This is a genomic window from Oceanirhabdus seepicola, assembly GCF_023684385.1.
Classification (GTDB): Bacteria; Bacillota; Clostridia; order Clostridiales; family Clostridiaceae; genus Oceanirhabdus; species Oceanirhabdus seepicola.
Window position 1 is genome coordinate 167,581 of sequence record NZ_JAGSOJ010000003.1, and the last position, 14,860, is coordinate 182,440.

14 protein-coding genes and 1 other annotated feature are annotated in these 14,860 nt (G+C 30.2%); of the genes, 12 read left to right on the forward strand and 2 right to left on the reverse strand.

Annotated elements, in window-relative coordinates; all coding sequences use genetic code 11:
* The first annotated feature begins 33 nt into the window (after positions 1 to 33).
* From KDK92_RS14600 to KDK92_RS14625, 6 genes are all read left to right on the forward strand, one after another.
* Positions 34 to 330: a TFIIB-type zinc ribbon-containing protein gene (locus KDK92_RS14600; protein ID WP_250860070.1), complete on the forward strand. Its 297-nt coding sequence runs from the start codon at positions 34 to 36 to the stop codon at positions 328 to 330.
* Between the two features lie 276 nt (positions 331 to 606).
* A complete protein-coding gene (locus KDK92_RS14605; protein ID WP_250860071.1) occupies positions 607 to 1,167 on the forward strand; it encodes a C40 family peptidase in 561 nt (186 codons plus the stop codon).
* Between the two features lie 242 nt (positions 1,168 to 1,409).
* A complete protein-coding gene (locus tag KDK92_RS14610; RefSeq protein ID WP_250860072.1) occupies positions 1,410 to 2,525 on the forward strand; it encodes a hypothetical protein in 1,116 nt (371 codons plus the stop codon).
* A gap of 146 nt (positions 2,526 to 2,671) precedes the next feature.
* Positions 2,672 to 3,505 (forward strand): CvfB family protein, encoded by an 834-nt coding sequence (locus tag KDK92_RS14615; protein WP_250860073.1) that lies wholly within the window; start codon positions 2,672 to 2,674, stop codon positions 3,503 to 3,505.
* A gap of 67 nt (positions 3,506 to 3,572) precedes the next feature.
* Positions 3,573 to 3,833 (forward strand) — a binding site (T-box leader).
* A 100-nt stretch (positions 3,834 to 3,933) separates the two neighbouring features.
* Entirely contained in the window at positions 3,934 to 5,556 is a 1,623-nt protein-coding gene (gene metG / locus KDK92_RS14620; protein WP_250860074.1) for a methionine--tRNA ligase, read from the forward strand.
* Between the two features lie 97 nt (positions 5,557 to 5,653).
* Positions 5,654 to 6,034 (forward strand): arsenate reductase family protein, encoded by a 381-nt coding sequence (locus tag KDK92_RS14625; RefSeq protein WP_250860075.1) that lies wholly within the window; start codon positions 5,654 to 5,656, stop codon positions 6,032 to 6,034.
* Between the two features lie 104 nt (positions 6,035 to 6,138).
* Here the strand turns inward: KDK92_RS14625 and KDK92_RS14630 are convergent, their stop codons facing one another.
* Positions 6,139 to 6,417, reverse strand: a complete 279-nt coding sequence (locus KDK92_RS14630) for a hypothetical protein (protein WP_250860076.1) — start codon at positions 6,415 to 6,417, stop codon at positions 6,139 to 6,141.
* A gap of 130 nt (positions 6,418 to 6,547) precedes the next feature.
* Here KDK92_RS14630 and KDK92_RS14635 point away from each other — a divergent pair, with 130 nt between their 5' ends.
* Both KDK92_RS14635 and cysS read left to right on the forward strand, forming a co-directional pair.
* Entirely contained in the window at positions 6,548 to 7,159 is a 612-nt protein-coding gene (locus tag KDK92_RS14635) for an HD domain-containing protein (protein WP_250860077.1), read from the forward strand.
* Between the two features lie 285 nt (positions 7,160 to 7,444).
* Entirely contained in the window at positions 7,445 to 8,830 is a 1,386-nt protein-coding gene (cysS, locus tag KDK92_RS14640) for a cysteine--tRNA ligase (protein WP_250860078.1), read from the forward strand.
* Positions 8,831 to 9,195: 365 nt separating this feature from the next.
* On the opposite strand, the gene KDK92_RS14645 is transcribed toward cysS, so the two are convergent.
* Positions 9,196 to 9,600 (reverse strand): 2TM domain-containing protein, encoded by a 405-nt coding sequence (locus tag KDK92_RS14645; protein ID WP_250860079.1) that lies wholly within the window; start codon positions 9,598 to 9,600, stop codon positions 9,196 to 9,198.
* Between the two features lie 221 nt (positions 9,601 to 9,821).
* Between KDK92_RS14645 and KDK92_RS14650 the strand changes: the two genes are divergently transcribed.
* Genes KDK92_RS14650 through KDK92_RS14665 form a run of 4 tightly spaced genes read left to right on the forward strand, consistent with a single transcriptional unit; the run spans position 9,822 to position 14,589 of the window.
* Entirely contained in the window at positions 9,822 to 11,048 is a 1,227-nt protein-coding gene (locus KDK92_RS14650; RefSeq protein WP_250860080.1) for an alpha/beta fold hydrolase, read from the forward strand.
* Between the two features lie 23 nt (positions 11,049 to 11,071).
* Positions 11,072 to 11,980, forward strand: a complete 909-nt coding sequence (locus tag KDK92_RS14655) for a GNAT family N-acetyltransferase (protein ID WP_250860081.1) — start codon at positions 11,072 to 11,074, stop codon at positions 11,978 to 11,980.
* Between the two features lie 26 nt (positions 11,981 to 12,006).
* The gene (locus KDK92_RS14660) at positions 12,007 to 12,489 is read left to right on the forward strand and encodes a GNAT family N-acetyltransferase (RefSeq protein WP_250860082.1); all 483 of its coding nucleotides are present in this window, start codon (positions 12,007 to 12,009) and stop codon (positions 12,487 to 12,489) included.
* A gap of 45 nt (positions 12,490 to 12,534) precedes the next feature.
* Positions 12,535 to 14,589 (forward strand): aminopeptidase, encoded by a 2,055-nt coding sequence (locus KDK92_RS14665; RefSeq protein ID WP_250860083.1) that lies wholly within the window; start codon positions 12,535 to 12,537, stop codon positions 14,587 to 14,589.
* Positions 14,590 to 14,860: the final 271 nt, after the last annotated feature.

The following is a 14,860-nucleotide window of genomic DNA, read 5'->3' on the forward strand; positions in this document are numbered from 1 at the left end:
TGTAGTAAAATAATGGTAATGGGAGGTGGAAAGATGAATTATTTTGAGGAGTTCAAAAAAAGTATACTTTATAGAATGATTAGTAGGATAATCATAGCAATGGGTGTGGTAATATCAGTTATACTATTTCTATTAGAAGTCCCTTTTAGTGTGAATTTCTGTACAATAACAATCTTTATCCTATCATCATATTATGCTATGACAAAATTTATTTGTCCTAAATGTGGTAAAAAGCTTGAAGTTACGAAATCATTAGACCAATATAAATATTGTCCACATTGCGGAGAGCATATATACATTCCGCAGAATGATGAGAATACTTTCTACTAGGGATATTGACAGAAAATTATGAATATTAATTTGGGGCACTTTTATGTGCCTTTTGTTTATTAATAATGTTATGATATGAAAGTAATAATAAAATATTGAGATGTTATTAAAAGATGATATTATAATAGAATTGAGAAAAAAAGAGTTGAGTTTTGTTTGTAAAGATTTTTAAAAATAGTTTGTGAAAAAATAGAAAAAACGATATAATATTAATTATAAGGTTTTAATTATAGGGTTTTAATAGAAATTATTGACTGATATGGAGGATGAGGGGTTTTGAATGATAATAATAGGACTGTATATGTAATGCTCTCCTATACTGGTACATTTCTCAGTAGAGCCATAAAAAAATATACTATGGCACCATATTCGCATGTATCAATTTCGCTTGAACAAGATTTAACCAATTTCTATAGTTTTGGTAGAAAAATTTCTTTCTGTCCAATATGGGGAGGTTTTGTTACAGAAGAGCTTGATAAAGGCGTGTACAAGCGTTTTAAAAATGCAGAATGTGGAATTTTTGAACTTAATGTTAATGATGAGCAGTACTTTAGATTAAAAGAGGTTATTGAAGAATTTCAAGAAAATGCAGATAAATTAAGGTATAATTTCATCGGATTAATTACTTGTGCGATAGGAGTTTCCTATAAGCGGAGTAATTATTATTTTTGTTCTCAGTTTGTTGATGCTATTTTTAAAAAAGTGGGAATAGAAATTGTTGATAAACCCAGTGAATTTGTTACACCTACGGATTTTCTTGAGGCAGAGGAGTTTAAATTGATTTACACTGGTAAGATAAAAGATTTAGCATGTACAGGTATTGAAGTATTAGTATAAACGCAATTATAATTAATAATATTTATAGTTAAACTGAGGGGGATTGTAAATCAATTCCCCTCAGAGTGTTTAATAAGCCCAACCTCGGCGTCACTAAGGCTCTCTGCGCTGCTGGAGTACATAATTTGCACACTTTGAAATTCTAAAGACTGAAAACAGAGTAAAAGTAAATATAAATAATAAATCTGCATATAAATTAACATAGAAGTTTTTTATTATTTTTAAATATAGGAGACGTAGCTATGAGGGAAAAGCATAGTATATATTTTCTTATTGCAGAATTCGAGAATAGTTTTAAAATTATAAAATCATTAAATTTAAGGGATAAAATTAAAAATTATATAATCGATGAAGAATTCGATAGAGAATTGGATAACTTTTGTAATAATAAAAATCACATACAAAGAATTATTAGATTTATGAAATACTATTACAGGAAAAAAATTATAAATGAAAAGAGAATTAAATCATGGCTATTAAATTTGTTTTCAGCTAATAATTTTTATGGACAATATTGTGAACTAATGGCATATGTTTGGATGTTTGAAATGGAAATCAAATTTACCCCTCAAGTAATGGTAAATAGTAATGAATTGCTTAATAAAGAAAATATTGAATTGGATGGATGTATTGTTAAAAAAGAGATTTATTTTGATATAAAAGCTTTTGGTATACAATTTTATGCAAGAGAAATATTTAGAAGGAAATTACAAGAACATTTCAAAGGAAAGATTATTTATATAGAAGGATTAAGAGATTCAAGTTATAAGGATATTTCAAAATATGCATTTGATGCAATGAAAGAGATTGTGACTTGTCTTGAAAAAAATCAATCTTATTATATAGAAGGATTACGATGGAATATAAAGATACTTGATATTGGGAAATATAATATAAATCTTATCAAGAAAAGGCAACAAAAAGAATTTAATCCATACAGATTTGCTAGAGAAAATAAGTTTTTTTGCATTAGAAAAGCTTCACAGTTTACAATTAATAAACCTTTCATATTAATTTGTTCATTCTCTGATTCTTTCAATAATTTTTATGACAAGGGAAATTTAAAGAATACAAATACAGCTCTCAGATCATTAGCAAGAAGAACATTTATGGAATTGAATAAATGTAATAAGAAAGCTATACGATTCGATGGAAGATTAGAACAAAATCTTTTGATAAAGGATGTTGTTAAATATATTTCAGCAGTAATGTTTATTAATTTCAATAGTGGAATGAGTAGGATATTTTTAAATCCATATGGACAAAATAAAATTAAAAAAAGTGAAATATTTGAAATAATTCGTGGGAAAATATGGAGTGATTGTGAAGTGGATGACTTCGAATATGATATTTATTAGTAATTTTATTTGATATTCTATACTTCTGTGGTAAAATATATAGAGTTAACTTAAGGCGTATGAAAATAAATAACAAGTCAAAGATATACACCATAGACCTATGATTAGTTATTTATTTGATAGCCGGAATACAAAGGTGGAGAAATATGATAAAAGTTGGAACGTATCAAGAGTTAGAGATAAAAAGAATAGTTGAACACGGCGCATATATTGGGGTAAAAGAGCATGATGAAGATGATATCTTTCTTCCTACAAAGCAAATTCCTAAAGGTGCAGATATTGGTGACGTAATCGAAGTTTTCATTTATAGAGATTCAAAAGACAGATTAATAGCAACAAGAAAGAAACCTTATGCTCAGCTTGGCGGTGTTGGTTATCTTGAAGTTATAGATAACGCTACGATAGGAGCATTTGTTGATTGGGGTCTTGAAAAAGATCTTTTAGTTCCTTTTAAACAACAATATTATAAATTAAGAAAAGGACAAAGCTACTTATTTGGAATATATGAAGATAAATCAGGTAGACTTTGTGGTACAACTTCAGTATATGAATACTTAAGCGATGAGTCGCCATATGAGACTGGTGACTATGTTAATGGTGTAGTTTATAAGATAAAAGAAGAGGTAGGAGTATTTGTAGCTGTTGATAATAAATACAGAGGACTTATCCCAGAAAGTGAGCTTTACAAAGAGGTATATCCAGGAGATGAAATAAAGGCAAGAGTAATCAGAAGAAGATACGATGGTAAGCTAGACCTTTCCATGAGAAGAGAGGTTGAAGTTCAAATAGGAGATGATGCTAAGTTAATTTTAGCTAGATTAGAAAACAATGAAGGTTTCCTACCATTACATGATAAGAGTAAGCCTGATGAAATAAAAGCTGAATTCAATATGAGTAAGAACGCATTTAAAAGGGCTATAGGAAGTTTATATAAAGCGAAAAAAATCACAATCGATAGTGATGGTATAAGATTAGTGTAATTTAACCAGAACATTAAGAAATGGTTGACATACAAATAATAATATAGTAATATTAGTTAAAATGAATGTAAAAGTTATGATAAGAGAAAGTACCTTAAAAAGATATGCACAGAGAACTCCAGTATGGTGAAATGGAGAGATGGATTTCTAAGGGAAAATGGTCTTTGAACTGCAGGTCGAAAATGCAAATGCATAAGTAGGCTGAGCCGGGAATTAATGCACCCGTTATAGTGCTAGAGTATAAGCTATATGCCGTACTTGAAGAGATTGGTATTGTGAGATGTTGATGAATTAGGGTGGTACCGCGAGATATACTCTCGTCCCTTTATAGGGATGAGAGTTTTTTTGTCGTTAAAAATAACATTTTTAATAACTAAATCTCTTTCTTCATGGCAGAAGCAAATTTAAAAGTGAAGGGAGAAATTAAAATGAAAGTATTTATTGGAGGCGCTTGGCCTTATGCAAATGGATCACTACATCTTGGACACATAGCAGCATTACTACCAGGAGATGTATTAGCAAGATATCATAGATTAAAGGGTGATGATGTACTATATGTGTCAGGCAGCGATTGTCATGGAAGTCCTATCGCACTTAGAGGGAAGAAGGAGAAAAAATCACCTAAGGAGATAGCAGAGAGATATCATAGTGAATTTAAGAAATCTTTTAATGGACTTGATTTTTCATATGATTATTATGGAGCCACATATGATAAGGAACACTCAAATGAGGTAAAGAGATTACTAACTATCATTAAAGAGAATGGTTATATATATGAAAAGGAAAGTGAACAATTTTATTGTAAAAGTTGCGATGAGTTTCTTGCAGATAGATTTATAGAAGGAGAGTGTCCTCAGTGTGGATTAACTGCTAGAGGAGATCAATGTGATTATTGTTCAAAGTTGTTAGCACCTACAGAGTTAATAAATCCAGTATGTAAAAATTGCGGTGAGAGTCCAATATTAAGAAAAACAAAGCACTTATATTTTAAATTATCAGCTTTTCAAGAGGATATTGAGAAATTAGTTAAGGATAATAAAAATATATGGAGAGAAAATGCAGTTAATCAAACATTATCATATTTGAATGAGGGGCTTCATGATAGAGCAGTTACAAGAGATCTTTCTTGGGGAATAGATGTACCATTTGAAGGATACGAAAAGAAGAAGATATATGTTTGGATAGAGGCAGTTTGTGGATATTTAACTGCATCATTAAATGTAAGAGAAGATTGGAGAGAGTTTTGGCAGGAGAATGATGTTAAAAATTACTTCGTTCATGGAAAAGATAATATACCATTTCACACAATAATATTTCCGTCAATATTGAAGGGGATAAACCAAGAGTTTAAACTTCCTGAGAGGGTTATATCCAGCGAATATCTTACAATTGAAGGGAAAAAACTTTCCACCAGTAGAAATTGGGCCATTTGGGTAGATGATTTTATAAAAAGATACAATAGTGACTCATTGAGATACTATTTGCTAGCTAATGGACCTGAAAGAAGAGATTCAGATTTTTCTTGGAATGACTTTGTGAATCGTCACAATGGTGAACTCCTTGGGGCATTTGGAAACTTAGTTAACAGAACACTTTTATATATTGAAAAATCCTTTGATAATATTATACCTAGTGGTAAGGTTAATGAAGAAATTAGGCAATTAACAGTAGATGTCTTCAAGAGAGTAGGAGAAAAAATTGAAAATGGAGAGTTCAAAAAATGTGTTGAGGAGATATTCAATTATGTAAGATATGGAAATAAGTACTTTGATACAGAAACACCTTGGATTACTTTCAAAGAGGACAGAGAAAAATGCAATAATTCAATTCATAATATTGTTTATATTATAGCTAATCTGTCAATTCTCCTTGAACCTTTTTTACCTAAAAGCTCTAAAGAAATAAGAAGAGAATTAGGTATAGATATTATCAATTGGGGCGAGATTAATATTGATGGTTTAAATAAGTTGAATGGTGTTAATAAACTATTTGATAGAATCGATAAAAAAGTAATAGAAGAAGAGTTAAAAAGATTAAATGGAGAAAATTAGATTTTTTAGACCTTATATTATAATTCTAAAAAAATGGTATAATCTTATATATAATAAATACTAATTAATAAAAAAATATGAAACTGAAGGTGATTGAATGATTTATGAATTAATAGAATACCCTAAATGTACAACATGTAGAAATGCTAAAAAATGGTTGGAAGAAAATAAAATTAGCTATGAAGACAGACATATTGTTGAAAACAATCCAACAGAAAAGGAATTAGAAATTTATATAAAAAAAAGTGGATTACCAATTAAGAGGTTTTTTAATACAACAGGAATGGCGTATAGGGAAGGGAATTTGAAAAATAAGCTTTCAAATATGGATGATGAAGAGAAAATAAAGCTTCTCTCAACTAATGGAATGTTAGTAAAGAGACCACTTTTAGTGGGAGAAGATTTTGTTCTTGTAGGGTTTAAAGTTGATGAATGGAAAGACAAATTACTTAATAAAAATACAGATGAAGATGAGTAGATAAATTAGTTTTATTTGAACTTGCCTTAAATGAGAAGAAGGCTACCTTCTTCTCATATTTTAGGATAAACTAAAAGTAGAAATTAAAAATATTCAAGTAAATATTAATCTGATAAGTGATTTGTTTCAGTAGTCAATTCTGGAGAAGGTATACTGTTTTTTTTATACTCTTTTAAAAGTGATTTATATGTTGAAAATGGAGCTGGTAAGAATGGAAAGTAAGGCATCAAACCACCGTATTCAACTGAACCACCAAGTTTTGCAATCTTTGAAGCACCTGGACGAGTCATATAAAAATTATGATTTAGCAGCTCTATAGGAATCATACGATAATTCTCATTATTTAGAGATATATCATCTTGTTTAAATCTAAATATATTCATTAGGATCTCCTAAAATTATTCTCTACAATAATATATATATAATTAAATAGTTTTGTTAATGTAATAAACAAACAAATATGATAAAATGTACATATGAAATTTATGATGTTAATGAGAGAAGGGGATAAGAATGGAGCTTACTGTTGAAAAAGCAAGAGAACTATTAGAAGAAGGGAGCATTTTAAATCCAGGACAATGGGTGGAACATTGTATAAATGCAGGTTTGGCAGCTAGAAACATTGCAAAAGAGTGTAAGGATTTGGATGAAAATAAGGCACAAGCTTATGCTATGATTCATGATATTGGAAGACGAGTTGGTAGAACCGGTATGAGGCATGCTTTAGATGGATATAATTACCTTTCTAAATTAGGATATGAAGGTGCTGCTAGAATATGTTTGACTCACTCACATCCAACTGGAGATATGATGGATGGTTGCGGAGAATGGGATTGTGATGAAGAAGAAATTAAGTTTGTTAGAGAATTTTTAAATAAAAAAAAGTTCGATGATTATGATTTATTATGTCAGCTAGCAGATGCATTAGCACTTGACGGTGGATTTTTATTAATTGAAAAGAGATTAGTAGGTGTTTCTATGAGACATGGATTTAACGAGTATACTTTAAAAAAATGGAAAAAGATTTTCGAGAATAAAGAGTATTTTGAAAAAAAGATAGGTAAATCCATATATGATGTCTTACCAGGTGTTAAAGAAAATACCTTTAATTCAGAAAATTACTAATGATTAAAAAATTTATTGAATTTAAATAATAAGGTTGAATTATTCATTACTTAGTGTTACAATAAGTTAAAATATTACATTTGGGAGGTCGCATTATGATACTATTAATTACATGTTGTTGCTGTTGTTTAAATCTTAATGAAAATTTAAAACAGTATACATGCGGCCAAATAGCTTAGTGAATAATTTTATTATGTAAATTTAAAATCAAATATAAATTTATAAAAAAGGCTGCAATATAATTGTAGCCTTTTTTTGCTATAAAAATTTAAGGGGGATGCAATCATGAGTATAAAATTTTACAACACTTTAGAAAGAAAAAAAGTTGACTTTAAACCATTAAGGGAAAATGAGGTATCACTATACACTTGTGGACCAACAGTATACAATTACGCCCATATTGGTAATCTAAGAACATATATTTTTGAAGATATTTTAAAGAAAACATTAGAGTTCAATGGATTAAATGTTAAGCATGTTATGAATATCACAGATGTGGGACACCTTGAGTCAGATAGCGATACTGGTGAAGATAAGATGGCATTGGGAGCAAAACGTGAGGGAAAGACAGTATGGGAAATTGCAAGATTCTACGAAGAAAAATTTTATGAAGATTGTGTTAAATTAAACATCGCTAGACCAACAATATCTTGTAGGGCAACAGAGCATATTGATCATATGATAAAATTCATTCAGAAACTGGAAGAGAAGGGATATACCTATGTAGCAAATGGAAATGTTTATTTTTCAATAGATAAATTTCCTTCTTATACTGAATTTGCTGGTTTAACAATGGAAGGCTTAGAAGCTGGTAAGAGAATAGAGGTAGATGAGGGAAAGAGAAATCCTATGGACTTTGTATTATGGTTCACTAATTCAAAGTTTAAAAATCAGATAATGCAATGGGATTCCCCTTGGGGAAGAGGTTTTCCAGGATGGCATCTAGAGTGCTCAACAATGTCTATGGAATATTTAGGAGAGAGTATAGATATTCATTGTGGTGGGGTGGATCATATCCCTATTCATCATACAAATGAGATTGCCCAATCAGAAGGCGCTACAGGACATAAGTGGGTAAATTATTGGATACATGGAGAATTTCTAGTGTTAGATGATGGAAAAATGTCAAAGTCAAAAGGTGAATTTTTAACTGTATCTCTTTTGGAAGAAAAGGGGTATGAGCCAATTCATTACAGATTTATGTGTTTGTTATCTAGATATAGAAAACAATTAGTATTTAGCTATGGAGCATTAGATAAGGCGAAACATGAGTACGAATCATTAAAAGAGAAGATCAAGAAAGTATACAAATGTTCCGTTTTAAATGAAGAACAAATAGATAATGATAAAACAGGAAAATATGTTGAAAAATTCAGAGAACAGATTAATGAGGATCTAAATACACCTAATGGAATTACTTTGATTTATGAGGTATTGAAGGATAAAGAATTAGAGGCAAAAGAGAAAATATTTATTATCAATGAGTTTGATAAGGTTTTTTCGCTAGAACTTTTGAATTTTGACAATAATAAAAAACAAAGTGATATTGATGAAGATGAAATTCAAAAATTAATAATTGAAAGATCAGAAGCAAGAAAAAATAGGGATTGGGAAAAAGCAGATGAAATAAGAGATAAGCTAGCTGAAATGAATATTGAAATTATTGATTAAATCCGAACACACTCGTAACTTCAGTCATGAGTGTGTTCGGCAAATATAATATACATATGTTAAGCAATTACAGGGTATACTATAAATAATTAATAGGGTTTTGAATCGAGCCTTATACTATCGTCAATTAATCCAATGGGATTATTGATAGTGAAAGTCTTACTGTATTAAAGTGAGTTCCTATATGTTGTAAATATTATGAGGGGTGTTTAAATTATTAAAACATATTTAAACAATTACGAATGTATTGAGAGTATGGGCGAAGCTTAATGAAGTAAGAACCACGTGACTTCAGTCGTGTGAGATTCAGAATAAAGAAGGAAGTACTTGGACAGTTAAAGAAAACTAAGAAAAAATTGGATCAATTATTGGTCCAATTTTTTTGCATGTTCTTTTTCTTGTGTTCTATTCATATTCTCAGAAGAAAATGGATTTGAATAATTAGTTTTTTTATCTTCAACATATCTTTGATTTCTTTTAAGATATTCCATTTCTTTTTCTAAATCATTTCTATGGCGTAGTTTTTTAACTGTATCCAGGTAATCGAATACTAAGCCTATTCCCCACGCGATTGCAAGATAGTAGGCCCAGTTTATTGATTTGTTTCCTATAAAGTCTATCAAGAAAAAGGCACCGTTCACAATGAGGTAAGCATTTCTATGTTCCTTGAAATCTCGCTTGACTTTTAATCTCTTCTTTGCTTCAATCATTAAGGAATTATCTTGTGATTCAGTATTATTTAAATTATTATTATCAATTCTTTTGCTCATTAAAACCCTCCTCAAATGTTATCCCTATTCTAATATTTTACAATCAAAAGTAAATGATGTCAAAAATAGAGTGGAAATAAAGCCTAAACTCAAAGTTAGTTATGTACTATTTGTGGGCTATAAAATGAAAAAATGGAATGTTATAATATGGATAAAGATTTAAATAAAAGAATTATTTTCTAAATAGAGCAGACTTGAAATTGACTTAGGGGGTTAATGAAATGAAAAAAATAAAAATTGAGAGTCCAAGAATTGAAAGGTTATCTATTGATATAAAGAACAATAGTGAGCAAGCGTTAGAATTATTTTGGAAAGATATAGAGAAAGTTGGTTCACCTTTAATAGAAAAGATAGAAGGTGATGAGAATAACTATCTTGTTACATTGATTTGGAGAGAGACTGAAGAGCTAGACAATGTTTGTGTAATTGGAGAAATGTTTGGAATGGATACTGATGAAACCAGATTAGAGAAATTAGAGAATACTGATCTGTGGTATAGAACATGGAAAGCCAGAAGGGATGCACAATCAGTATACTTCTATATTATCAATTGTGATGATGAGATTGAATGGGATAATCTTGATTTTAGATTAGATCCATTAAACGAAAAGAAATATGTATGTATTGAAGATGATAAGCGTCCAAATGATCTTTATTTAATGTTGAAAGAGAATTCTTATGTAGCACTTCCTGATTTTAAACAAAATCAGTGGACTATGGAAAAACAAGATACAGCTAAGGGAAAACTAGAATTGTTTGATGATTTTGAAAGTAAAGGTTTGAATAATAAAAGACGGGTTTGGGTTTATACACCTGATGGTTATGATGAAACAAAAGAACCGTATGGATTGGCAGTATTTACAGATGGGTGGGAGTATATAAATGTAACAGAAGCACCAACAGTTTTAGACAATCTTATAGGGGCAGGAATGATTCCACCAATGTGTGCTGTATTCATTGAAACTAGTGATGATAGAGATAATGAGCTTACATGCCATAAGGGATTTAGAGAATTTGCTATGGAAGAAGTAGTCACATGGGTAAATGGAAAGTATAATATTACAAACAAGGGAGAAAAAAATGTATTAATAGGGTTTAGTTATGGAGGATTAGTGGCAGCATTCATGGCATTAGAATATGGAGAAACTTTTAAAAATGTATTTATACAATCTGGTGGATTCTCATGGAAACCAGCTGAAGAAGATAATGATAAAAGTGATATATTTAAAGATTATGAAAAGGTTGAAAAGCTACCTGTTGATTTCTATGTAACCTTTGGCGAATATGAAAAGGATGCAGAGGAGCATTTTGATGGGACTAAAAAATTTGTTCAGTTATTACAGGATAAAGGGTATAGCTATAAATATAAGGAATTTATGGGTGGACACACATACATGGATGCCAAAATAGGGTTTGCAGATGGTCTTATTCATCTTTTAGGAGAATAGGAAAAAAGGGGTGTGGTATTTATATGAGAGTAGAAAAGATAAAAACTGATAAAATACAAGAGTTTGTTGAGTATTGTAAGAGTTATAGAGAGCAGGTAGATGATTCATTTTTATATGATGAAGATTTGAAGAGTTTCATACCAGACGAAGAGAATCCTACGTATATTTTACTTAATGAACAAGGAATGATTATTGGAACGTTATCACTTATGATTGATTCATACAATAGAAAAGGGAAAAAAGCTAGAATCAGGATATTCCATAGTATGTATAGAACACGAGAATCATACCAGATGCTACTTAAAGCATCATTGAAACATTTAGAAGGAATTAATCGACTTTACAATTTTGTAAATGAGAATAACCCAGAGGTTATTAAGATACTTGAAAGTTTGGGATTTGAAATTGAAAGATATTCATACCACCTTGCGAGAGAGGAAGACCATATTATTAAAGAAGCATTTCCAGAAGAATTTGAACTTAGAACATTTCAATTTGGAAGGGATGAAGAAGATTGGTGCTTAGTTAGAAACTCTGGGTTTGCTAAACTTGCAGGAAGTGAAATACCTATAACTTCAGAATGGGTTAGTGGTCTTGAAGGGGACGAACTTATATTAGAAGGTGGAATGAAACTACTTTATCATAAGGAAAGACCAGTAGGTCAGGTAGCTATATCAAAGGAATATGATAATGATAAATTATATACCTTTATATTCTCCTTGTGTCTGATACCTGAATATCAAGGGAAAGGGCTTGGTAGAAATTTATTGAGAGCTGCTATGAATTATGGAAAAAGTAAAGGTATGCCTCAAGCCATGCTTTCAGTAAATGCTGAGAATGATAACGCATTAAAACTTTATCTTCAAGAGGGATTTACAAAAATTGAAACAATGGGGTGTTATAGATATGAAATAACGGATGCTAAGAGATAATACATGGGTAGTGGAGGAGGGAATAAATGGAAATAAGATTAGGTACTGTAGATGAGTTAAAGGTAATGTGGACAAAAGAGACTCCAACAAAAGATTTATTTAGAACAGGGATAGAAGATGGTAGTAGAGAATTTTGGGTAGTTGAATGTGAAGGAGAAGAGGAGCCGATAGGAGAGCTTCATATTGCATGGGATTCTGTAGATAAGGATGAAGCTAATGGGGAAGATAGAGCATATTTATGTGCTTTTAGGATTGAAAAGCCTTTTCAAGGTAAAAAACTTGGTAGTCAACTGATGAAAAGGGTATTTAAGAGAATAGAAGAAAGAGGATTCAAAGAAATTACTATTGGTATTGATTCTCGTGAATATGAAAAATTGAAAGAGATGTACACGTCATGGGGATTTACAGAACTACTAAAGAGTAAGAACGAGGATCATCATTATGTGGATCAGTATGGAAATCCAACACCAACAGAAACATATGAAGTATATTTAAAGAGATTAACATAATAAAAAAATTTGGGGATTGCATTATGTGAATGGAGTGTGTTAAAGATGAAAAACACAAAAATATTTTATAATGAAGAAAATAGTAAAATATTAAATAGCTATGAAAAAAGTCTTGAAATGATTAAAAAAATATGTTTAGAAACAAAGCAAAGTGAAGAAGTTGGAGAACTCAAGCGGCTTTATAAGTTCTTTAATCATACAGGGGAATTCATATTAAAGCTTGCTGATATTGAAAAAACTTTAGGTGAAGAATACTTTAATTCAAAGAGTTTTGAAGAGCTTAAACATGAGAATTATAGATTATATGAAGAACTCATTGGAGATAATTATAAGAAAAGTTATGCTAATCCTAAATATGCAGTGGAAGTTTTAGGGAATGGAGTAGGACAACTTTTATCAGCTTTTTATGTAAGGATAAGAGAGGGGATATCTCATGCTTTCAGGAATAGAATATTCAGACTAGAGGAGAATAACCAAATTTTTGTCCAAGCTTTTAATAGCATTAAGGAAAATGAAGTTGATTATACCATATTAAAGAATATAATCATACGGCCATTTTTAAATAGAGAAGCATTAATAAGAGACGCAAAATATTTTAATGAAGAATGTTTAAATACAAACTATAGATTTTATACAGAGACAGTATTAAGTACGGATCTTACAGATATTCGATATTTATTCAGATTTGATAATTATATAAGTGAGAATGAAATAAGAATGGCACAGTATCTTACGACTTATCCAATGGATAAATTAGAAAAGCTTTCGAAAGCAATAGTTGAAGCATTTTTAAGAGGCTTCATCGCTGACAATAAAGCTAGAGGGGATAGAAATGTAGTTAGACTGATTTACTCAGTAGGACAAGAGATAATTATAAAACAGCTCATTAAGGAATTCGAGAATAATGGTTTTGAATGTGTATTCCAGCTGGCACAATCAACAAGTCCTAATGAACAATACGAGTATGATCATAGATTTGATAATTCACTGTATTTAGATGAAAGATATACAACCTTAAAGGAAGAAACATATGACATTGCATATAAGTTAACTGAACATTGTTTTAGTAAGCTTTCAGGTCCAATGATTTTTGAAAGATTTGGAGAGATACCATTTTCACCAGAAAATAAAAGTGAATGTCTAAAATTATCAGAAGAACAAGAAGAACTACTACAGAGCCATGAAAATAATATAAATGAAATATATTATAAATATGAACCTAAGGATAACACTAATTATTGCATAGTAGCCTTGCCACATCCAGGAATAGGAGAGGATTTTGAAAATATATTTGAGGAAACACTAAAAATAAATATGATGGATAACAGTTTTCATGAAGCTATTCAGCAAAGAATAATTGATGTTCTTGACAGAGGTGAATATGTTCATATAGTTGGTAAAGACGGAAATGAGACAGACATTAAGGTGAAATTACAAGAAATAAAGAATCCAGATAAGGAGACTAACTTTGCAAATATGGTTGCAGAATCAAATATACCACTAGGAGAAGTTTATACAAGCCCAAAACTTAAGGGAACTAATGGTATATTTCATATTAAGGATGCTTATGTTGAACTTAAATATAAAGATTTAAAGCTATTATTTGAGGATGGTTATGTTGTAGATTATAGTTGCAGTAATTTTGATGATGAGAATGATAACAGGAAATATGTGCATGAAAATTTAATGAAACTATACAATAAACTTCCACTTGGGGAATTCGCAATTGGAACAAATACAGAAGCACATGTAATGGCAAAAAAATATGGAATACTTGACCTACTGCCAATTCTTATTTCTGAAAAGATGGGACCACACTTTGCAATTGGAGATACGGCATTTGTTTGGGGAGAAGATACACCTGTTTATAATCTATTAAATGGAAAAGAAGTTATAGCAAGAGATAATGAGAAGTCTATTTTAAGAAAAGAAAATGTAGATGAAGCTTATACAGGAATTCATACAGATATACCATTGCCATATGAGGAAATTGGATGTATAGCTGTTATAACAGAAGACGGCGATAGAATTGATATTATAAGAGATGGAAGATTTGTACTTGAAGGTACAGAAGAATTGAATAGTCCATTTGATAGATAAATTAAAATGATTTTAAGGATTACAGACAAGACTAGGTTTCATAAAAAAACAGAGTACCCTCAAAATTGAGTGTCCTCTGTTTTTAATTTTATAAGAAATCAAAAGCAGTTAAATAAGATTGTTCAATACAATTATCTGCAGATTGTATTCAGGATATATTCCACTGAATGATAAGAAACCACTAATACCACTATAATGAGATATTAAAGAGGGGGGTTAACATATTTAAGATTATGTTAACTAAACAAATGTAAACAAAAACACTACAAAA

What these genes read in the sequence shown, in the direction of transcription:
- KDK92_RS14645 (WP_250860079.1), bottom strand. Translation starts at nt 9,600, where the DNA reads ATGAGCAAAAGAATTGATAATAATAATTTAAATAATACTGAATCACAA.
- KDK92_RS14650 (WP_250860080.1), top strand. Translation starts at nt 9,822, where the DNA reads ATGAAAAAAATAAAAATTGAGAGTCCAAGAATTGAAAGGTTATCTATT.
- KDK92_RS14625 (WP_250860075.1), top strand. Translation starts at nt 5,654, where the DNA reads ATGATTTATGAATTAATAGAATACCCTAAATGTACAACATGTAGAAAT.
- KDK92_RS14660 (WP_250860082.1), top strand. Translation starts at nt 12,007, where the DNA reads ATGGAAATAAGATTAGGTACTGTAGATGAGTTAAAGGTAATGTGGACA.
- metG (WP_250860074.1), top strand. Translation starts at nt 3,934, where the DNA reads ATGAAAGTATTTATTGGAGGCGCTTGGCCTTATGCAAATGGATCACTA.
- KDK92_RS14655 (WP_250860081.1), top strand. Translation starts at nt 11,072, where the DNA reads ATGAGAGTAGAAAAGATAAAAACTGATAAAATACAAGAGTTTGTTGAG.
- KDK92_RS14615 (WP_250860073.1), top strand. Translation starts at nt 2,672, where the DNA reads ATGATAAAAGTTGGAACGTATCAAGAGTTAGAGATAAAAAGAATAGTT.
- KDK92_RS14630 (WP_250860076.1), bottom strand. Translation starts at nt 6,417, where the DNA reads ATGAATATATTTAGATTTAAACAAGATGATATATCTCTAAATAATGAG.
- KDK92_RS14600 (WP_250860070.1), top strand. Translation starts at nt 34, where the DNA reads ATGAATTATTTTGAGGAGTTCAAAAAAAGTATACTTTATAGAATGATT.
- cysS (WP_250860078.1), top strand. Translation starts at nt 7,445, where the DNA reads ATGAGTATAAAATTTTACAACACTTTAGAAAGAAAAAAAGTTGACTTT.
- KDK92_RS14665 (WP_250860083.1), top strand. Translation starts at nt 12,535, where the DNA reads ATGAAAAACACAAAAATATTTTATAATGAAGAAAATAGTAAAATATTA.
- KDK92_RS14635 (WP_250860077.1), top strand. Translation starts at nt 6,548, where the DNA reads ATGGAGCTTACTGTTGAAAAAGCAAGAGAACTATTAGAAGAAGGGAGC.
- KDK92_RS14610 (WP_250860072.1), top strand. Translation starts at nt 1,410, where the DNA reads ATGAGGGAAAAGCATAGTATATATTTTCTTATTGCAGAATTCGAGAAT.